At 63.9% G+C, this 19,773-nt stretch carries 18 protein-coding genes and 1 pseudogene; 7 read left to right on the top strand and 12 right to left on the bottom strand.

The window, feature by feature from the left end; all coding sequences use genetic code 11:
• The first annotated feature begins 35 nt into the window (after nt 1-35).
• The 3 genes from LC062_RS10635 (at nt 36) to LC062_RS10625 (ending at nt 3,982) form a co-directional block, all read left to right on the top strand.
• The gene (locus tag LC062_RS10635; RefSeq protein WP_224911010.1) at nt 36-2,021 is read left to right on the top strand and encodes a TRAP transporter permease; all 1,986 of its coding nucleotides are present in this window, start codon (nt 36-38) and stop codon (nt 2,019-2,021) included.
• A 20-nt stretch (nt 2,022-2,041) separates the two neighbouring features.
• On the top strand, nt 2,042-3,052 hold the full coding sequence (locus tag LC062_RS10630) for an NAD(P)H-quinone oxidoreductase (RefSeq protein WP_224911009.1): 1,011 nt from the start codon (nt 2,042-2,044) through the stop codon (nt 3,050-3,052).
• Nucleotides 3,053-3,130: 78 nt separating this feature from the next.
• The gene (locus tag LC062_RS10625; protein WP_224911008.1) at nt 3,131-3,982 is read left to right on the top strand and encodes an NAD(P)-dependent oxidoreductase; all 852 of its coding nucleotides are present in this window, start codon (nt 3,131-3,133) and stop codon (nt 3,980-3,982) included.
• 91 nt (nt 3,983-4,073) lie between these two features.
• Here the strand turns inward: LC062_RS10625 and LC062_RS10620 are convergent, their stop codons facing one another.
• The 3 genes from LC062_RS10620 to LC062_RS10610 are packed head-to-tail and all read right to left on the bottom strand — an operon-like array spanning nt 4,074 to nt 6,735.
• Nucleotides 4,074-5,192, bottom strand: coding sequence for a TAXI family TRAP transporter solute-binding subunit (locus LC062_RS10620; protein WP_224911007.1), 1,119 nt, complete (start codon nt 5,190-5,192; stop codon nt 4,074-4,076).
• A gap of 48 nt (nt 5,193-5,240) precedes the next feature.
• A complete protein-coding gene (locus LC062_RS10615) occupies nt 5,241-5,876 on the bottom strand; it encodes a fumarate hydratase C-terminal domain-containing protein (RefSeq protein ID WP_224911006.1) in 636 nt (211 codons plus the stop codon).
• Entirely contained in the window at nt 5,866-6,735 is an 870-nt protein-coding gene (locus LC062_RS10610) for a fumarate hydratase (RefSeq protein WP_224911005.1), read from the bottom strand. The genes LC062_RS10615 and LC062_RS10610 overlap by 11 nt, the downstream gene beginning before the upstream one ends.
• Before the next feature lie 251 nt (nt 6,736-6,986).
• Here LC062_RS10610 and LC062_RS10605 point away from each other — a divergent pair, with 251 nt between their 5' ends.
• From LC062_RS10605 to LC062_RS10595, 4 genes and pseudogenes are all read left to right on the top strand, one after another.
• Nucleotides 6,987-7,784 carry an HpcH/HpaI aldolase family protein gene (locus LC062_RS10605; protein ID WP_224911004.1) on the top strand — a complete coding sequence of 266 codons (798 nt, stop codon included), beginning with the start codon at nt 6,987-6,989 and terminating at the stop codon, nt 7,782-7,784.
• Between the two features lies 1 nt (nt 7,785).
• Nucleotides 7,786-8,691 (top strand): cupin domain-containing protein, encoded by a 906-nt coding sequence (locus tag LC062_RS10600; protein ID WP_224911003.1) that lies wholly within the window; start codon nt 7,786-7,788, stop codon nt 8,689-8,691.
• Nucleotides 8,692-8,991: 300 nt separating this feature from the next.
• Nucleotides 8,992-9,090 (top strand): annotated as a pseudogene (locus tag LC062_RS21650) (IS5 family transposase); the annotation flags it as partial.
• Entirely contained in the window at nt 9,076-9,306 is a 231-nt protein-coding gene (locus LC062_RS10595; RefSeq protein WP_455678352.1) for an integrase core domain-containing protein, read from the top strand. The pseudogene LC062_RS21650 and the gene LC062_RS10595, both read left to right, overlap by 15 nt.
• A gap of 164 nt (nt 9,307-9,470) precedes the next feature.
• Here LC062_RS10595 and LC062_RS10590 read toward each other — a convergent pair whose 3' ends face one another.
• From LC062_RS10590 to LC062_RS10550, 9 genes are all read right to left on the bottom strand, one after another.
• Nucleotides 9,471-10,706 (bottom strand): metal-dependent hydrolase family protein, encoded by a 1,236-nt coding sequence (locus LC062_RS10590; protein ID WP_224911002.1) that lies wholly within the window; start codon nt 10,704-10,706, stop codon nt 9,471-9,473.
• Nucleotides 10,707-10,727: 21 nt separating this feature from the next.
• Nucleotides 10,728-11,198, bottom strand: coding sequence for a GAF domain-containing protein (locus tag LC062_RS10585; protein WP_224911001.1), 471 nt, complete (start codon nt 11,196-11,198; stop codon nt 10,728-10,730).
• 4 nt (nt 11,199-11,202) lie between these two features.
• Nucleotides 11,203-12,513: a TRAP transporter large permease gene (locus LC062_RS10580; RefSeq protein ID WP_224911000.1), complete on the bottom strand. Its 1,311-nt coding sequence runs from the start codon at nt 12,511-12,513 to the stop codon at nt 11,203-11,205.
• 27 nt (nt 12,514-12,540) lie between these two features.
• Nucleotides 12,541-13,065: a TRAP transporter small permease subunit gene (locus LC062_RS10575; protein WP_224910999.1), complete on the bottom strand. Its 525-nt coding sequence runs from the start codon at nt 13,063-13,065 to the stop codon at nt 12,541-12,543.
• A gap of 77 nt (nt 13,066-13,142) precedes the next feature.
• Nucleotides 13,143-14,120 carry a TRAP transporter substrate-binding protein gene (locus LC062_RS10570; protein ID WP_224910998.1) on the bottom strand — a complete coding sequence of 326 codons (978 nt, stop codon included), beginning with the start codon at nt 14,118-14,120 and terminating at the stop codon, nt 13,143-13,145.
• A 257-nt stretch (nt 14,121-14,377) separates the two neighbouring features.
• Nucleotides 14,378-14,995, bottom strand: coding sequence for a TetR/AcrR family transcriptional regulator (locus LC062_RS10565; protein WP_224910997.1), 618 nt, complete (start codon nt 14,993-14,995; stop codon nt 14,378-14,380).
• A gap of 323 nt (nt 14,996-15,318) precedes the next feature.
• Nucleotides 15,319-17,094, bottom strand: a complete 1,776-nt coding sequence (locus LC062_RS10560) for an ABC transporter ATP-binding protein (protein WP_224910996.1) — start codon at nt 17,092-17,094, stop codon at nt 15,319-15,321.
• A gap of 70 nt (nt 17,095-17,164) precedes the next feature.
• Nucleotides 17,165-18,118 carry an acetamidase/formamidase family protein gene (locus LC062_RS10555; protein ID WP_224910995.1) on the bottom strand — a complete coding sequence of 318 codons (954 nt, stop codon included), beginning with the start codon at nt 18,116-18,118 and terminating at the stop codon, nt 17,165-17,167.
• On the bottom strand, nt 18,108-19,736 hold the full coding sequence (locus LC062_RS10550; RefSeq protein WP_224910994.1) for an ABC transporter substrate-binding protein: 1,629 nt from the start codon (nt 19,734-19,736) through the stop codon (nt 18,108-18,110). Before LC062_RS10550 ends, LC062_RS10555 begins: the two co-directional genes overlap by 11 nt.
• Nucleotides 19,737-19,773 lie beyond the last annotated feature (37 nt).

Here is a 19,773-nt window from a genome sequence, read left to right as displayed (position 1 = left end):
GACTGCACAACAAGATTGGCTTTCGGGAGGGAACCATGAACGATCACGCACAAGAGGAAGCCCAGTTCGAAGCTGGCCCTCGCTCACTTGCCAGCATGGCCAGGTTTCTGGTGCGGGCCGCAACCGTTCTCATCATCGTGCTGGCGGTCAACCAGACCTTCAATCTGGGCTTTCTGGTTGGCGTGACGCTCATGGACATGCGGTTCTACTACGCCATCCTGGGCATCGCCCTGGCGATTGTCTTTCTGGCTTATCCGCTGAGCCAATCGCGACGGCAACCGCATGTTCCCTGGTATGACTGGACGTTGGCGACCATGTCCCTTCTGGTCTGCGGATATTTCTTCGCCCATGCGATGGATATCTCGCTGCTTGGCTGGGAAATGGCGCCGCCGCAGACCGCCGTCTGGGTGTCCTTCGCCCTCTGGGGCCTGGTGCTGGAGGCGGGGCGTCGATGCGGCGGCTGGCCGCTTGCAGCCATCGTCGCGGTGATGTCCCTGTTCCCGCTCTACACGCAATTCCTGCCGCAGGCGATCTCCGGGTTTCACTCGCCGGCCAGTTTCACGGCGGCCTATCACGCCATGGGCTCGGAGAGCATACTCGGCATTCCGCTGCGGACTTTCGGCAACCTGATCATCGGCTTCATCATCTTCGGCGCAGCCTTGCAGCATACCGGCGCGGGGGCGTTCTTCATGAACCTGTCCTTCGCCCTGCTCGGCGGGGTGCGCGGCGGCCCGGCAAAGGTCGCGATCTTCTCCAGCGGTCTGATGGGCTCCATGAGCGGATCGGTCATCACCAATGTGCTGACCACCGGCACCATGACCATTCCGGCCATGAAGAAGATCGGCATTCGCGGCACCTTCGCCGCCGGCGTCGAGACCTGCGCCTCAACGGGCGGCACCTTGATGCCGCCGGTGATGGGGGCGACCGCCTTCGTCATGGCCAGCTTCCTCAACGTCCCTTACGCCGAAGTGGCGTTGGCGGCGGTCATTCCCTCCTTCCTTTATTTCTTCGGTCTGTTCATGCAGATCGACGCGATGGCCGGCAAGGAGCGGTTGACCGGCATGGCCAAGGCGGACCTGCCAAATCTGAAGCAGACCTTCCGCGAAGGCTGGTACTACCTTCTGGTCTTCGCGGTCCTGATCTACATGCTGCTCGTCATGCGGCGAGAAGCGTTGGCGCCCTATTACGCGACGCCAATGCTGATCGTTCTCAACCAGCTTCTGTCGCGCAAGCACCGGTGGGGCTGGGCGGAGCTTGGCAAGTTCATCGACACGCTGGCCAGTCTCTTTGCCAATCTGGTGGCGATTCTCGCCGCTGTCGGCATGATCGTCGGCGCCCTGTCGATGACCGGGGTTGCCGCAACGCTCGTCAACGACCTCCTTCGGCTTGCCGATGGCTCTGCCCTGATGCTGCTGGCGATGGGGGCTGCGACCGGATTGATCCTGGGGATCGGCATGACCTCGACAGCCGCCTATATCTTCCTGGCGATCCTGCTTGCTCCGGCATTGGTCCAGGTCGGCCTGAACCAGATGGCAGTGCATATGTTCATCTTCTACTGGGGCATGCTGTCATTCATCACGCCGCCGGTGGCGCTTGGGGCCTTCGCGGCGGCCAGCATCGCCCGGACACCGCCCATGAAGACCGGCTTCGAGGCCATGCGGATCGGCAGCGTGATCTACCTCATTCCGTTCTTCTTCGCCTTCCAGCCAGCGCTGGTTCTGCAGGGAACCGTACAGGACACGATCATCTCGGTGGCCCTGGCGCTCATCGGCATCGCTCTCTTCGCCTGGGCTGTGCAAGGGTATGTTCCGGGTATCGGCGCCCTGTTTCCGAAGCGCCGGTACGCCTGGCTGCTGCGCCTGCTTCTGCTGATTGCCGCCGTCCTGATTGCCCTTCCGGCAACCATCGTGCCGGGCTGGTCGGATTTCGATCTGGTACTGCTCGCGGCGGCACTGTCCATACCGCTTCTCGTCTTCGCTGCCATGCAGAACCGCGCCGAACTGCGGCTTGCCGCACAATGAACAAAGGAACACCGAACACCATGCGGGTTGTCGAATTCAATGGAGCGGGCGGACCGGAGGTCCTGCGCTTCGCCGATCGTCCCATCCCCACACCTGCCCCGGGCGAGGTTCTAATTCGGGTTGCTGCGGCAGCCGTGAACCGGCCGGACATCCAGCAGCGCCGGGGCCTTTATCCAGCACCGCCCGGCGCGTCGGACCTTCCGGGGCTTGATGTGGCCGGCTGGATTGAGGCGGTCGGCGATGAGGTCCTGGGCCTTTCCATCGGCCAGCCGGTCTGCGCGCTTGCCAATGGCGGGGGCTATGCCGAATTTTGCGCGGTCCCCTGGCAGCAGTGCCTGCCGGTGCCACGCGGCCTGAACCTTGTCGAAGCCGCCTCCTTGCCGGAGGTCTTTTTCACCGCCTGGAACAACATCATGGTGCTTGGGCATCTGGGGCACGGCGAGAGCCTGCTGATCCAGGGCGGCACCAGCGGCGTCGGCATGGCCGGCATCCAGATCGCCCGCAAGCTGCGGGACGCAGTCGTCTACGCCACCGCCGGAACCGAGGAGAAACGGCAGGTGTGCCGTGACCTCGGCGCGAGCGAGGCCCTCGACTACAGAGGCGACTGGGACGGTATCTTGCGCAAACGCGTCGGTGAGCGGGGGATCGACCTTATCCTTGATGCCCAGGCTGGGCCTTACACCCAGCGGCAGCTCGATCTTCTGGCCTATGATGGTCGTCTGGTTCTGATCGCCAGCCACCTTGGCGCACAGGCAGAGGTCAACCTGCGGCAGCTGGTGCGGCGGCGCCAGACGCTGACCGGATCGACCATTCGGCCGCAGTCTGCGGAGCGCAAGGGGCGACTTGCCGATGACCTGCGCCGTGAGGTGTGGCCCCTGATTGAGGCTGGGGAGATCGCCACCCACCTGCACGCCGTGCTTCCGTTCAGCGAGGTTGCCGAGGCCCATCGCATCCTCGATGCCAACGAGCAGATCGGCAAGGTGGTCCTGTGCCTGGATGAGGCGGCGAAAAGGCCGCTCGAAGGCGCCTGACGGCAAAAGGGGAAGACGGTCATGACCGCAAGAAAGACACTGCCGTTACTGGGACCTGTGCCAGCCGACATACGAAATGTGCTCGAAGCCGAATTCACGCTGCTTTCGCCGGAAGAGGTGGCGTCTCTCGCCCCCGAGCGGGCCCGTGGTCTGACCCACGCGCTGACCACCGCTATGGGCGGTGCGCCGGAGGATCTGCTGGCGCGCCTGCCGGACCTGGAGGTGATCGTCAGTTGCGGTGCGGGACAGGATCGGTTCGACCTTGCCGGGCTGGAACGGTCCGGCATCGCGTTGCGCCATACACCCGATGTGGTGACGACCGACACCGCGGATATGGCGGTGGCGCTGCTTTATGCGGTCGCGCGCGGTCTTGTGGCCGGAGATGCCTTCGTCCGGTCCGGCCAGTGGCAGAAGGGGCGGATGGCGCCCTCGATGCGGGTCGCGGGCAAGAAGGCCGGCGTCGTCGGTCTCGGGCGGATCGGCCGGACGGTCGCCGAACGCCTGCAAGGGGCCGGCCTTTCGGTGCGCTACACCGGCCCCCGGGAAAAGCGCGAGGCGCCGTTCGTCTTCGAACCCGATCTGCTGAATCTGGCGCGTTGGGCCGATTTCCTGGTGGTCTGCAGTCCCGGCGGCGCTGAGACGCGGCACATGATCTCCGCCGCGGTGCTTTCCGCCCTCGGTGCCGGGGGCGTTCTGATCAACGTCTCGCGCGGCTCTGTCGTTGATGAAGAAGCCCTGCTGGCGGCGCTGGAAACCGGGGGTATTGCCGGTGCGGGGCTCGACGTGTTCGACAACGAGCCCGACATCGACCCACGTTTCCTGCAACTCACGAATACCGTTCTGCAGCCGCATGCCGCCGCAATGACCGCCGACATGCGTCGGGACATGATTGCCGAGGTTTGCCGATTGCTGCAAGTTGCCCGGAATTGACATTCCGAAGACAGTTTCGAGACAAAAAGAACAATTAAAAGCACCGCCGGAAGCCAATTCCGGCGGTGCTCTTCTTTCAATTGTCGGACCGTCAGAAGCCGGCGTCGGCCAGGGCCTTCGCCCGCGTGTCTGCCCACTTCTGCGCTCGTTCGCCTGCCGGCAGGCCCGCCCATGCATCCAGCAGTACCTGCTGGCGCCGCAGAAGCTTCTGATTGTGTGCCTCGTCGGCCTCGGTCCATTTTCCCGTTTCCTTCCAGTAGCGCACCGCACCGGCATGGTACGGGAGCACCCACTGGAAATTCTGCCGGTCCCCGGCAAAGCCGTTCAGCCCAGGCTCGGATTTCTCATAGGCCTGGAACTGATCCTGAAGCGCCTTGGTCATGTTGTAGACCACCTCCGCATCCTTGTCGGCATAGGCCGCCAGAACTGGAAAGGGGAAGCCCGCGCACTCAAGCGGCTTTTCGGCGGAGATGTTCGGCCCCATTGTCGCGGTGCGGGGAGAGAACTGTGGCTTCAGAGCTTGAAGCCGGGTCCAGCCTTCCTTGTCATCCTTCGGCAATGGCAACCAGGCGAGCCCGGAAGGAGACGCCACCGCCTGGGTCGCGAAGGTCGTCGTGGTCAGTGTCGTGACGGCATCGACCTGACCGTTGAAGAAAGCTTCCCAGGAGGCGGCAAAGCTGCCGACATCGACCTTTTCGACGTCATCCCAGGTCAGTCCGCCGAAAGCCAGGAAACCCGCCACATTGTTTTGCAGCGCCGGCGAGCTGACCACCCAGCCGATCCGCTTTCCCTTCAGATCGGCGACGGATTTGATGCCGCCATCCCCCTGCAGCGCCAATGTGAAGCAGTTCTCCGAGTTCGCGCCGGCAAGAAGCTGAAGGTCCTGCGGCCCCAACTCCTGCGCGGAGAAGGCCTCGGTCCCTTCCATGGCGTTGTAGGCTTCGGAGCCGACCAGTGCGAAATCGACCCGCCCTTGGCGAACCGGAATGGTGCGTGCCACGTCCGAGGTCGTCGGCAGGACCCGAAGGCTGACGCCATAGGCGTCGCTGATGGCCTTGCCGATCGCCACGGCCTGGGAATAGCCGGCGGAGCCGACGTCGTAGCTGGTCATCGACACGGTGGCCGGAAGCTTGGCCTCCTCCGCCACGCCGATACTTCCCCAGGCGAACGATGCGAGCGCCGTCGCGGCGAGCAAAGCATAAGGTTTCATGGTGTTTCCTCCTCCATTTATCGGAAATTGCCGGCTTGGCGGCGCCTGTCAGGATTGCTGGCGCCGCCGTTCCAGTTCCTGCAGGATTGCCGGCAGGCGTTCGTTGGCTCTGATGGCCAATTGTTCGTAGATGCTATTGCCATGGGCATCGACGCCGACGATCAGCGGCCCGAACCCGTCAACACGGAAGGTGGACAGGCGGAACTGCTCGATCAGATCGTCCCATCCGGTACGAACCCGTTCGACAACGCCGCTGGTCAGCGCCGGCGCCGCCCCTCCCGGCATGCTGAAATAGACACCGCCCACGTCCTTCAGCGCGGCCACCACATCCGGTCCGACGCCCCCCTTGCCGCCGATTGCCGTCAATGAGAACCGCCGCACCAGCGTCGGCAGATAGGCATCGAAGCGGGTCGAGGTCGTCGGGTTCACGTAGTGCGGCAATATCCGGCCGCCAGCTTCGTAGCAGCAGGTTCCCATGTGCAGAAACGAGTTGTTCAGGGGAACCGGCAACACACCATCGCCCCGGGCCACCGCGAACATGCGCTGATGCGTGACCCAACCGACGGTGACGGTCATTTCACCGTGCAGCCGAACCCGTTGCCCAAGGCGCAGGCCGCGAGCCACGTCAGGCGTCATCGGCAGTTGTACCGCCGTCGCCCCGCCCTCGCCCCGGTCACTCGACATGGGTGATCTCCCCAGCATCCGAGATTCGGGCGACCGTGCGCCGATTGATCCAGCAGTTGAAGCAAACGGCCACCGGGACGAAGCCATGACCGGCCGAATAGTCCACATGGACCGCGAGCGCGGTGGTGTCGCCGCCGGTGCCCATCGGACCGAAGCCCGTCGCATTGACGGCGGCCAGCAGGCGCTCCTCCATTTCGGCGACCATCGGCTCGGGATGGGCCGTGCCGATGGGGCGCAGCACCGCTGACTTGGCGATCTTCGCCGCATTGTCGAACGAACCGCCAATGCCGACGCCAATGACCACCGGCGGGCAATGTTGCGACCCGGCCTTCATCACGCAGTCCATGACATAGGCCTCGATGTCAGCCAAGGTCGGATAGCTGAAGATCTCCAGCGCGGCCCACCGACCGGAGCCGAGCGCCTTGGGCGAACAGATCACCTCGACATAATCCGCCCCATCGATGACGTCGAAGCTGAGGATCGGCATGTCCTTGCCGCTATAGCTGCGCTCCAGCGTCAGCGGATGGGTGATGAATTGCAGGATCGGCGGATCGATGGTGTCGACCATTTCCGCGAAACCGTCGACGAAGCCACGCCGGATGTCTCCCGACAGCGTCACATTCGTACCGATCTTCACGGTGTAGGTGGGGAAGCCGGCATCGCTGCAGGCATGCCGGGATTGCTGTTCCGTCGTCTTGGCAACCCCCCTGAGGAAACGCAGATTGTCCCGCGCCCTGGGGTCGGTTTCGACCTGCTCTGCGGCAGCAAGCGCCCGATGGGTATCAGCGGGTATCTTCTTGAGTGCACGGGAATACAGATCGCGCGCAACCTCACGGAACTGTTCATAGCCAATACTCATATAGACGGCCCCTCCCGGCACAATGGACATCCCAGACCCGTCCATTGCTTTGGCCCATTTCCTATCTCCACGGTCTGCGCCCGACAATCGGCATCCGAGAGCGTTCCGGCTGGCGGAATGCACGACGACAAGCCGGCGTCTGTTCCGGCTGACGGAACGATGGTCGAGCGCGATTGCCGCCCCCGCCCTGCCGTGGCAGTGGCCGGCAACAGCCCGATCACGGGCCAGGCAGAATCGGGAGACCAACGGTGATGAAGATGAGTGTTGAGGAAGAGTTCCGGCAGCGCTTCCTCGCGGGCACGCGGTTGTGCGGCAGCTTCCTGAAGATCGCACATACCATGCCTGCGGAGATCCTGGGGGCCCTTGGATACGACTTCGTCGTGATCGATGAGGAACATGCGCCGATCAACCGCGAGAGCACGGATCGGATGATCCTGGCCTGCCGTGCCACGGAGATGGCCGCACTGGTCCGGGTCCAGAGCGCCGATCCGGCGGCGATCCTTTCGGTGCTGGATTGTGGCGCGACGGGCATTCTGGTGCCGCATGTGGACAGCCCCGCCAAGGCACGGGCAGTGGTCGCGGCGGCGCGCTATCGCGGCGGATCGCGCGGATATTCGGCGACCACCCGGGCCGGGGCCTTCGGCGGGGCAAGTCTTGCCGGCCATCTCGATGCGCAGGACAGCGCCGTGACGGTGATTGCGATGATCGAGGACCCGGCGGCGCTCAATGTGATCGACGAAATCATCGCCACGCCAGGTCTCGACGGGATTTTCGTCGGACGCGGCGATCTGACCGTGGCCTTCGGCCAGTCCCGCGCCGGATCGCCGCCTGTCCTGGAGGCCACCGACAGGATCATCGCGGCGGCGCAACGCGCGGGCAAGCCGGTGTGCATGATGGTTGCCTCTGCGGAAGACGCGGCTGAATTTGCCGCCGCCGGAGCAAGCGCCTTCATTCTCGCCTCCGACCAGACGTTCCTGCGCGCCGCCGCTCTCAAGGGCTTGTCCGGGCTGAAGCAGGTACTCGCATCGCCCATGAAGAAGGAGATCTGACATGTACGACAAGAACGACCCGCGAGCCGCCCTGCAAAAGTCAGCGCCGAAAGCACAAACCGAACCGGGATTGATCGCGGAGGAGCAATTCGCCGCATTCGATCGCGGGCAGCCTGACGAAACCGGCCCCGATGGCGACAGCCACTATCTTCGCGGCAACAATTTCGTCCTCGTCCACACGCGGGCGCACCCCGGCGGGCGGTTTGTGCGTGCGGGTCAGCCGGACGAATATGTGGTGCTCCTGCCCAATCCGACGGACAGCGCCGAAATCACCGCTGGCGATGAAACGCTGACCATCCCGGGGCATAGCATCGCGTTCGTCCCGCCCGGCGACAGCTGCGTCATCCTACCCCGGGGTGGCAGCCTGATCCGGCTGTTCACGGCAGCCTCTGAGGATCTCGTCGCGAAATGCCCGAACGCCTCGGCCTATGACACGCCGCGTCGGCAAATTCCGCCCTTTGTCGCATGGCCCGAGCCGGTTGGCGGCTGGAAGATCCGCAGCTATAGCCTCGATGTGCCGTCCGAGCCGGGTCGGTTCGGAAGGATCTTCCGTTGCACCACCTTCATGGTGAACATGCTTGATCCCCTCGACGGACCTCGCGACACGGCCCGTATGTCGCCGCATCACCACGATGATTTCGAGCAGTGCTCGCTGGCCCTCGACGGCGCCTATCTGCACCATCTCCGTTGGCCCTGGACCACCGACATGGCCGACTGGCGCGACGACCTGACCGTCTCGGCTCCGGCCCCGTCGGCACTGGTGATCCCGCCGCCGGTCATCCACACGTCCCGCGCGGTCGATCCGGGTCGCAACCAGCTGGTGGATATCTTCTGCCCGCCGCGGACCGACTTCAGCCAGAAGCCGGGCTGGGTGCTGAACGCTGCGGACTACCCGCTTGCCGAGTGAAGGCTCCGCGCCCCAGGCAGGCCCCGGGCGCCCCGGCCGCGCTTCCGGGTGTGGTGGCTCCGAGCACCCGCCTGGCGGCAGGGTGCCCAAGCCCTGCCAGTCGTGAATGGCGGCGCCGGACAGCGGGCCGGTCGACGCGAGAGCCGCCGCGATGGTGGCAATGTCACTGAGGACAGTCTTGCGCGACGCTCTTGACGGCAGGTCCGCTTAGCTGACCGCCGGGCCCGGCCCCGAATGGGGCTGAGAATGCGGGGCGGATGCCGCAAGCTGCGGGCAAACACCAGTTCACCGCGCAGATGACGCGACATGCACGAGCGCTATGGGAAATGGAACTCGATCCAGGTCCGGTTCCGTCGGTGGGCAGAACAAGGCGTCTGGGACGGCTTGCTGGAAACGCTGTTCCCGTCGCTCTCGCACGCCCGAACAACCCTTCATGCCTGGAGAAACGATTACAACCTCAACCGCCCCCACTCCCGCCTCGGTTGGCTGCCCCCGACCGCATACGCCGACAGTTTGAACCAGAGACGGGATCTGCCGCTCTGCCCGCACAGCGCAATCGGCAACAAGCCGCGGATATCGCTCATGAAAGGCTCATCGGCGCCTTCCGCCGCCTGAGCCAGATACCCCGGAAGTTCCGGTTCGGGCCGATCCAAGGACGGGGGGCACGTCAAGGTCACGGGAGATGAACCCGCTTCCGCTCAGACGCTCATGGGCGCCTGCGCTGTCACCGCCCTTTCACCCAGCGGCGACCGGAGCCAGCTGAGTGTTGTGCAAGGCTCTCAGAGGCTTGCCGCCCTCTTGATGGCGCGTCCGCCCTGCATGATCAGCGGCATGTGCGCCCCTTGTCCGGTCAGCAGGTCGAGGTTCTCCAGCGGGTTGCCCTCGACCGCGATGATGTCCGCATGGGCACCGGCGGCGATCACGCCAACTTCGCCTTCCATGCGCAGCACCTTGGCCGCATCCACGGTGGCCGAGCGGATCACCGCATCGGCCGGGATGTAACGCCCGCGCAATGGGAACTCGCCGGATTGCTCGGTCTGCATGCCGCCCAGAAGGTCCGACCCATAGCCCATGGTCACACCGGCTTCGTGCAGCTTGACCAGGCGCTCGAGCCCGGCTTCGCGCACGTCGGCAACCTTGGCCACGGACTCGGGCGGCAGGCCAAACTCGGCGCCGCGACGGGCCAGCAGATCGTAGGTGATGTTGGTCGGCACGACGAAGGCGCCTTCGCGCGCCACACGCTTGATCGTATCGTCGCCGATCAGGTTGCCGTGTTCGATGCAGTCGATGCCGCAGTCAAGCGCGCGCACGATTGCCTTGTCGTCATAAAGGTGCGCCGCGACATAGGTGCCGAAGCCCTTGGCGATTTCGACCAGCACCGTGAGCTCCTCGACAGAAAAGACGAGGTAGCCGATCGGGTCGGAGGGGGAAGAGACGCCGCCGTCGGCCATGACCTTCAGGAACTGTGCACCGCCCTTGAGTTCTTCCCGCGCCGCGCGCATCAGCTCGGGCTTGCCGTCGCAGATCCGGCCCAAAGTACCGAGCGCCTGCGCGTACCAGCCGACGTCGCGGTTGTCGTAGGGGCCGCGGTAGTCGGTGTGACCACCGGTCTGGGACAAGGCCTTGCCACAGATCACCAGCCGGGGTGCGGTGAAGTAGCCCTCTTCCACGGCCTGCTGCAGGCCGCGATCGGCACCGCCCAGATCTCGCACGGTGGTGAAACCGCGCATGATCATGTCCTTCATCAGTCTTGAGGCCTTCGCCGCCACCAGCGAGGACGGCATGGCCGCGTTCTGACCAAGGTTCGCGGTGGCCGCAATGGTGTGGACGTGGCAATCGATCAGACCCGGCATGACAGTCAGGCCCGCAAGGTCCAGCTCTTCCCCGGCGGTGAAACCAACAGAGGCACCGACCTCACGGATGCGGCCGTCCTCGATGGCGATCTGCATCGGAGCGGTCGGTTCGGGCGCTGTGCCATCTACGATACGAGCGTTCTTGATCAACAGGGTGGTCATCGCGGTCGTCCTTTCAAAGGGTCAGATCAGTGCCGGCGCGAGGGTCTGCGCGACAAGGGTCATCTCGGCCAAATCCTCGCGACCATAGGCGTCACGCTCAGCGTTCAGCGAAAGCACACCGACGCAGCGACCGGCCCAGATCACCGGGGCACAGGCGCAAGCCTCACAGCCTTTCGAAAGGATCAGTTCAGCATCGGGGAAGGCCCAGAGCACGTCCTCGCGCGAGTTTCCGAGCCAGCTTTGCCCGCCCTCCAGCACGATCTTGCCCCACTCGGTCAGCCCCATGGGCTTGAGCGCACCCACAGGGTAGTCCGATGCGGAGCTGTGCATCCGCATCACGTTCCCCGTGCCGGGAAGGTTCTTCAGCACGGTCAGAAAGCGAAAGCCGAAGCGGGCCTTGCAAGCGTCCTCCACCGCGCGGAACAGGGTGTGGGGCTGATCGTACCGCGCTTGCGCGGACAGCAACGCGGCAAGGTCGACGGGAGAAGTCATTGTCTTATCCATAGAAGAAGTTCGGGAGCCACAGGGCAATGGCTGGGAAGATCGCCAGCAGCGCGACCCCGACCAGCATCAACGCGAAGAAAGGCAGCGCGGCGCGGGCGACGTAGCCGATGGACCGGCCTGAAATGCCCTGCAGCACGAAGAGGTTGAAACCAACCGGCGGGGTCACCTGTGCCATCTCGACCATCAGCACGAGGTAGACGCCGAACCAGATCGGATCGAACCCCGCGTGCAGCGCCAGCGGCAGAGAGATCGGCAGGCTCATCACCACGATGGAGGTACCGTCAAGGAAGAAGCCGAGCCCGAGATAAAAGAGCGAGAGCACGATCAGCAGCCCCCAAGGCGGTAGATGCAGAGAGGCGATCCCGTCGGCGACGTCCGCGGGGATATGCAGATAGCCGATGGCGGTGGACATGAAGGCTGCGGTAATCAGGATTGAACAGACCATGGTCGAGGTCCGCAGCGCTCCCATAAGCGTATCGCGCAGCAGCGCCAGCGACAGTTGGCGTGTCACGGCGGCAATGACCATGGCGGCGATAACCCCCACGGCCGCGGCTTCGGACGGGGTGGCGATGCCGGAATAGATCGATCCCAGAACAATGGTCATCAGCGCCACCAACGGCGTCAGATCCCATATCGCACGAAGGAAATCCATCGCGCCGCGCTCTTCGCGCTGCGCCGGGACCAGCACGGGATTCAGCTTGGCGCGGATCATGATGTAGCAGGAGTAGAGCGCGGTAATCATCAGCCCGGGCAGCACGCCGGCGGCAAAGAGACGCGAGATCGATTGCTCGGCGAGGATGCCGTAGACGATCATCACGATCGACGGCGGGATCAGCAGGCCGAGGCTGCCGGCCCCCGCCAGCGAGCCCAGTGAAAGGCGGTCGTCATAGCCGCGTACGCCCAGTTCGCGCGTGGTGATACGGCCCACGGTGGCCGTGGTGGCGGGCGACGAGCCCGAGACAGCGGCAAACAGGGTACAGCCCAGCACGTTGGTGTGCAGCAGACGGCCGGGGATGTAGTCGACGAAGGGGGACAAGCCCCGGAACAGCCTGGTCGAAATATCGGTGCGGAAGATAATCTCGCCCATCCAGATGAACATCGGGATGGCCGACAGCTCCCAGCTGGTGGAATACCGGTAGATGATACCCGCCGCGATCGAACCAATCCTCGACAGGTCCATCCCGTGCAGAAAGAACAGAGAGGTGGTGGCAACGAGGGCAAGACTGACGAAGACCCAGACGCCAAGGCCGAGGAACAGCAGAAGGAAGGCCAGCGTCGCGGCCGCAGTGAGGAGCGTGTCCATGGGATCTCTCCAAAAGGGGGACGTGGCTTATTCGACGGGGGTAACCAGCGGCGTCTGCGGCGCGGGCGACGGATGCCGGGTGATGTGGCGCAGACCATGCGCAAGGGCGGCCAGCGAGAAGACGCAGAGCCCGACCATGATTGCCCCTTCAGGGATCCAGGTCGGGACAGCGGCCACAGAGGAAGAAACGGTGCCGCGAGACCAGGCACGCGCCACGCGGATCCAGAACATCCAGGCAAGCCCGGCAGACATCGCGGCGGCGATCAGCGCGGCGGCGGCCGTAAACAACTCCTGCCCCCGTGCGGGCAGATGCTCAAGCACGAGCCCGACGCGGATCAAGTCGCCATGTTCCAGCACATAGCCCAGCGACCAGATCACGCAGACACCGATCCCGTAGCCGACAAACTCATCAAGAACGAAGGTCGAGGTGGCGAAGAAGCTCCGCAGGATAATCTCGTAGGCGATGTGCCCCACCATGTAGATCATCGCACATGCGGCGATCACGGCAGCCAGTCGCGACAGGATGAACACACCGGAATAGAAGCGGGTCATGCAGAGCTCCGGGGAGGGAAAGAGAAAAGAGGTGCGCGGACGGCAGGGAGCTGCGGTCCGCGCCAGCCGGGAGCGGATTAGCGCTTTTTGTAAGCATCCATAATGGATTGCGCGCGTTCGCCGGTGTTCTCGACCCACTGGTCAATAAAGGGCTGGGCTGCGGCGGTCAGCGCAGCCGAGAACTCGGTCGGGATTTCCTCGGTCACGGCCATGCCGTTTTCACGCATGGTGTCGAAGTCCTTGGCGGTGGCATCCGACAGCAGGTTCCAGCCGAAGGTTTCGGCTTCCGCGGCAGCTTCCTTGACGGCGGCCTGCTGCTCCTCGCTCAGGTCGTTCCAGGCATCACGGTTCAGGTGGATCGCCTGCAGCGAGGAGGCGTAGTTCACGTTGGTGAAGTTCGATTGCTCTTCCCACATCTGCACACCGACGCCGCCATTGGGCGAGGTCAGAACAGCGTCGATGGCGTTGGTTGACAGCTGCGCCGGCACATCGGCCCAGGAAATCTGGATCGGAAATGCGCCCGCGTTCTTCATGGTTTCGGTCGAAGCGACGTCGTAGGTGCGAACCTTCACGCCCTCAAGATCCGCAGTCGCCGTGAAGGCCTTGTTCCCCCACAGACCGGACGACGGCCACGGCGTTGCCAGCAGGAGCACCTGGTTGTTGTCTTCCAGAACCTTCGCGTACTCGGGCCTGGACAACTCATAGAGGTCACGCACGTCCTTGGAGGTGGGCGCGAGGAAAGGCAGCGACGAGAGCTGGAAGATCGGGTCGATGCCGGTCCAGAACACCAGGGCCGAGGAAGCTGCCTGTAGCGCGCCATCGCCCACGGCATCGAAATGGTCGACACTCTTGTACCCCAGCGCGGCGCCGTGATGGACGGTGATTTCGATCTCGCCACCTGTCTTTGCGGTGACAGCATCGGCGAAGAACTCCGCAGTCCTCCCCTGCAGAGAGCCGGCCGGGTATTCACTCGACAGATCCCAAGTCGCGGACAGGGCTGGAGCGACCGCGAGTCCGAGACCCGCGGCGGTGGCAAGAAGCAATTTGATGGTCATGTGGTCTTCCCTTTTGCAGCCCGTTCGACCGGGCGGTGTCACCAGCCCGTTCGCGGGGCCACAGCGACGCCTTACGAACAGCGCTGTCCGCATCATGCAATCAGGATTGTTCGTAAATCAACCTTTGAGTCCCGGGAATTTTACGAGGGACCCAAAAACCGGCAAAAGATCAGCTTGCAAGCGCTTGAAATAACTTCAGACTTGCCGCGATGATTTTACGAGACAGATTTCTTTTGGCGAGGCAGGCACCCCACGTGTCACGCCTGTCGCGCGATCCGTTTCCACAAATCGATCAGCTTGTGGGCCGTCAGAGGATCGGAATCGAAGCTCTGGTGCATGGCGATGCCACGCAACACGGAGAGGTGTAGCTGCACCTTCAGATCGGCCTCGGCATCGTCGACATCGCCCCCGACGAGCCTGACGGCAATCCGGTCGCGCTTGCGGATCCACGACACAAGGATATCGCGCAGCACATGGCCAAGGTCGTTGTCCTGCCGTGCCGCCAGCATCAGTTCTATCGCGGCGATGTAGCGGTCATCGGAGAAGATGTTTTCCCATAGCGCATCGATCAGTTCGTCTACCGAGAGCTGTTCCTTCTCCGGGTCAAGCTTGAAGGGGTAGCCGTCCCGCCATTCGCTGACCTGTTTCTCGAAAGCCGCAACCAGCATGTCGTTGCGGGTGGGGAACTGGTGGGTCAGCGCCCCGCGCGAAACCTTCGCCTTCTGCGCGATCAGCGTGGTCGAGATCTGTTCGTAGCCCACCTCGACCAGCGCCTGCAGGGTCGCCTCGCAAACCTTGTTTCGGGTCTCCTGCGATCGCTCGGCCTGGGTGCGCCGAGGTTTTGCATCAGGGGGCGATTTGGCCTCTGCGCTCATGCTCTGTCCAATGCTCGTAAAGTTACAGACTGATCTACCTGTTTTTGCAGGCATTGCCAACGATCAGTGGAACTCCCCGGTCCCTCCAGGCGATCCGGCGACCAGGGGGTGAGCTTGGATGAGCGCCCTCCAGGGACACATTGGGACGCGCTCCAAAGCGTGCCGGTCGAGCGGAGAACGCCCCTCCCCTCGCAACACAAATGGCGCGCTCCCGTCTGCGAGAACACTTGGTCTCGCCGCATTTTCTTCTTGCGGTTTCCCGCCCCATGTCAGCGCCACATATCAAGCTGTGACGGCAAAAAACCGCCTGGCGCCAACCGGCCTCAGGCCGGTTCGGCGACCAGGTGGCGGTCACCGACATCGACGTAGCGCACGCGCTCGACGCTTTCGCCAAGAGCCCGGACGGGCGAGGGAATATCGCCGATCGGCACCTTGAACACATCGCGCCGCCGTGCCGGATCGGGGATCGGCACTGCCTCCATCAGCCGCTGGGTATAGGGATGGTGTGGGTTCTCGAACACCTGACGGCGCGTGCCCACCTCGACGATCTGGCCGAGATACATCACCGCCACCCGGTGGGACACCTGCTCCACCACCGCCATGTCATGGGAGATGAACAGGAAGGACAGGTCCAGCTCTTCCTGCAGCTCCTGCAACAGGTCCAGCACCTGCGCCTGCACCGAGACATCCAGCGCCGAAACGCTTTCATCGGCGATGATGGCCTTCGGCGATAGCGCCAGCGCCCGGGCGATACAGATGCGCTGCCGCTGGCCGCCGGAAAACTCATGCGGATGACGGTCCATCTGGTCGGGCGTGAGCCCGACGCGCTCGAACAGCGATGCCACCCGGTCCCGAAGCTCCTGCCCCTTGGCCAGTCCGTGAATGACCAGCGGCTCGCCCACCAGATCCCCCACCCGCATACGCGGATCGAGGGAGGCATAGGGGTCCTGGAAGATCATCTGCAGATCCCGGCGGAACAGACGATCCGCCTCGCCGCGCCCGTGCGGAATCGGGCGGCCCGCCACCTGGATGCTGCCCTCCCACGGAACGAGGTTCATCAGTGCCTTGCCGATGGTCGACTTGCCGCAGCCGCTCTCACCAACGAGGCCGAGGGTTTCTCCGGCGCGCAAGGAGAAGGACACGCCCTCGACCGCATGGACCCGCGACACCACCCGGTCGAGAATCCCGCCGCGCAGATCGAACCGCACGGTCAGATCCTTCACCTCCAGCACCGGTTCCGGGCCGGCGCCAGCAGCGGAGATCACGGCGTCCTGCCCGGTCATGGCGCCCAGCTTCGGCACCGCATCCAGCAGCTCGCGGGTGTAGGCATCCTTCGGCCGTTCGAAAACCTCAGACACCGCCCCGTGCTCGACGATCTTGCCCTGGTTCATCACCACCACCCGGTCGCCCATCTCCGCGACCACGCCCATGTCATGGGTGATCAGAATGACCGCCGTGCCGAAATCGCGCTGCAAATCGCGGATGAGCTGGAGGATCTGCGCCTGAATGGTGACATCCAGCGCGGTGGTGGGCTCATCGGCGATCAGCACCTTCGGATTGCAGGCGAGCGCCATGGCGATCATCACCCGCTGGCGCATGCCGCCGGACAGTTCATGCGGATATTGCTTCACCCGCCGCTTCGGCTCGGAAAGGCGCACCGCCTCAAGGGTTTCCAGCGCCCGTTTTTCCGCTTCCCGCCGCGACACATCCTGGTGAACGAAGATCGCCTCGCGGAGCTGCCGGCCGATGGTCAGCACCGGATTGAGCGAGGTCATCGGCTCCTGGAAGATCATGGCGATATCGCCGCCGCGAATGGCGCACATCTCCGTCTCGCCAAGCTGGCAGAGATCGCGCCCGCCCAAACGCACCGATCCACTGGCGACCCGGGCCATCGGCTCGGGCAAAAGCCGCATGATCGACAGCGCCGTCATGGATTTGCCGGAGCCGGATTCCCCGGCGATGCACAGCGTTTCCCCGCGCCTGAGATCGAAGGACAGCCCGTCGACCACGGTCTTCGCGCCATCGGGCGTGGCGACCTCCGTCTTCAGGTCCTGGACGGAAAGGACAATCTCGGCGGCAAGGTCAGGTGTCTGGGTCATCTCGGGTCGCACTGTCTGTAGGGACGGGATACGACCCGGCACGGGACAAGCCGCGCCGGGCCGCGGGCAGTCAGTCGAAAACGACTTTCGGGAAGTAGAACGAGACCACCCAGTTCGGAGCGTCGACGATCTCGGAGATCCGCAGATCGCCGCAGACCGAACACAGCATATAGGCATCGACCGGGTTGTAGCCGTGGCGGGCACACAAAAGGTCGATCATGTTCGACAGCGCCGCCTGAGCCCCTTCGTAAAGGTTCTCGCCAATGCCGGTGGTCACCTCATAGCCCTTCTCGTCGAGATGGCGGGTCACCGGACCCGGCGTCTCGAAGCGCGGCATCTTGAGGTTCTCGCCCTTCAGAAGGTCAAGCTCGACCACCGCGTTCATCGGGCTTTCGATGGCCGTGCCACAGACCTCGCCATCCCCCTGGGCGGCATGGGTGTCGCCGATGGAAAACAGCGCACCGGCCACCTCGACGGGGAGATAAAGCGTCGTCCCCGCCGCCAGATCGCGGATATCGAGATTGCCACCGACCCGGCGCGGCGGAACGATGGAATGCAGACCGGTCTCCGCCGGCGCCACGCCAATCGTTCCGGCGAAGGGCTTGAGCGGCACCTTGCCAAAGGGCGAGAACGCCGAAACCGTCGGCTTGTCCTTGTCATAGGACCAAACGTGCAGCGCCGGGTCCTTGAACTGGTCGGCCAGAAGTCCGAAGCCGGGGATGTTGGCCGTCCAGCCGAAGCCGGAGGGCTTGAACTGATGGATCCGCACCACCAGCGCATCCCCCGGCTCGGCCCCATCCACATGGATGGGACCGTTGACCGGATTGATCTTGCCGAAATCCATCTCGGCAACATCCTTGACCGTGCTTTCCGGCGTCAGCTGGCCGGCGGAACTGTCGATGCACTCGAATTCCAGCACCGTTCCCGGTGCCACGGTCTTGACCGGGGCAATCGAGTTGTCCCAGCCGAAGTGATGTTGCGCCGCATGGATCGTATAGCTCGCGGCCTTGCAGTTACTGCACATCTTTCGCCCACACATAATCGTAGTTGACGGGAATATGGACCGGATCGACGAAGATGGCGTCCGGGCCACCCAGGCGATCCGAGCGCATGGTGAAACGCAGCTCGTTGAAGACCGGAACCCAGGGCGCGTCATCCATGATGGATGTGAAGATCTTGCCCCACAGCTTCTCCCGTTCCTCCTTGCGGGCCGGGTCGGTGATGCTGTCGGCTTCCGCCGCGAGCTTGTCCAGTTCCTCGTTGCAGTACCAGGACCAGTTCCAGCCGCCCTTGACCGCACCGGCACAGCCGAGGATCGGGCCGTAGAAGTTGGACGGATCCGGGAAGTCGGCGATCCAGGCCATGCCGCCGGACCAGATCATCGGCGCCTGATCGGCTTCACCGCCGGCGGCGATAACGTTGGCCTGCGCCAGCGCCTTCAGCTCCGCCTTGATACCGATGGCGGCAAGATCCGCCTGGATCGACTGGGCGATGCGCGGGTTCGGATCGGTGTTGTAGACGTAAAGCTCGGTCTCGAACCCGTCCGGATAGCCGGCCTCGGCCAGAAGCTTCTTCGCCGCTTCCGGATCGAACGAATAGCCCTTGTAGTCCTTGTCATAGCCCGGCATGGACGGCGGCAGCGGCTGGTTGGCGACAACGGCACGGCCATTGATGATCCGCACCACCCGCTCCTTGTTGATCGCCATGTTGACGGCCTTGCGCACCTCGAGCTTGTCAAACGGCGGCATCTTGACGTTCATCGACACGTAGCCGGTCTGGAGCTGACCACCCTCGATGATCAGATCCTTGGACTGCGGATCCTTCATGACCTCAAGGAACTTTGCCGGCGGAATGCCATCGCCGGGAATGTCGGCCTCGCCGCGCTGCATGCGCAACAGGGCAACCACCGGCTCCTGGCCGACCTCGAAGGTGATCTGGTCGAGCTTCGGCGTGCCGGCCCGCCAGTACTCCGCGTTGCGCTTGAACACCAGGCGCTGACCGAGCGTCCATTCCTCAAGCGAGAAGGCACCGGAGCCCACCGGGTGCTTGCCGAAATCGGCGCCCCATTTTTCCACTTCCTCCTTGGGTACGACAAAGGAGAAGTTGAGCGCCATCACATGCAGGAAGGTCGCATCGGGACGCGACAGCTCGATCTTCACCGTCAGCGGATCGACCACGCTCACGCCGTCAAGGCTCTCCGCCTCGCCGGCGGCGACCGCGTCATAGCCCTTGATCGAGCCGAAGAAGCCGGCGCCCGGGCTCTGGGTCTTCGGGTTCACCACCCGGTCGAGGGAGTATTTCACATCCTCGGCGGTGAGCTTGCGGCCGTTGTGGAACGTCACCCCATCGCGCAGCTTGAAGGTGAAGGTCTTGCCGTCTTCAGAGATCGTGTAGCTTTCGGCCAGATCCGTCGTCAGGTCGGTGGTGCCCGGCTCGTAATCCATCAGCCCGTCGAACAGGCTCTTGATCATCGACCAGTTCTGCCAGTCGTAACCGATCGCCGGATCGAGGGTCGAGACGTCATCCTTGTAGGTGACGATCATCGAGCCGCCCTGCTTGATGTCCTCGGCACTGGCCGGGACGGCAAGGGTGGCGGCGAGAAGAGCGGCGCTTGCCACTCCCGTAAGATATCTGACTTTCATGCTCCAACCTCCGGTTCTTCGGTTTGACGGTTCGACA

This window comes from Stappia indica, assembly GCF_020177335.1.
Taxonomy (GTDB): domain Bacteria; phylum Pseudomonadota; class Alphaproteobacteria; order Rhizobiales; family Stappiaceae; genus Stappia; species Stappia indica_B.
The sequence above is the reverse complement of the archived record's forward strand: the minus strand, read 5'-3'. Positions and strand labels throughout refer to the sequence as shown.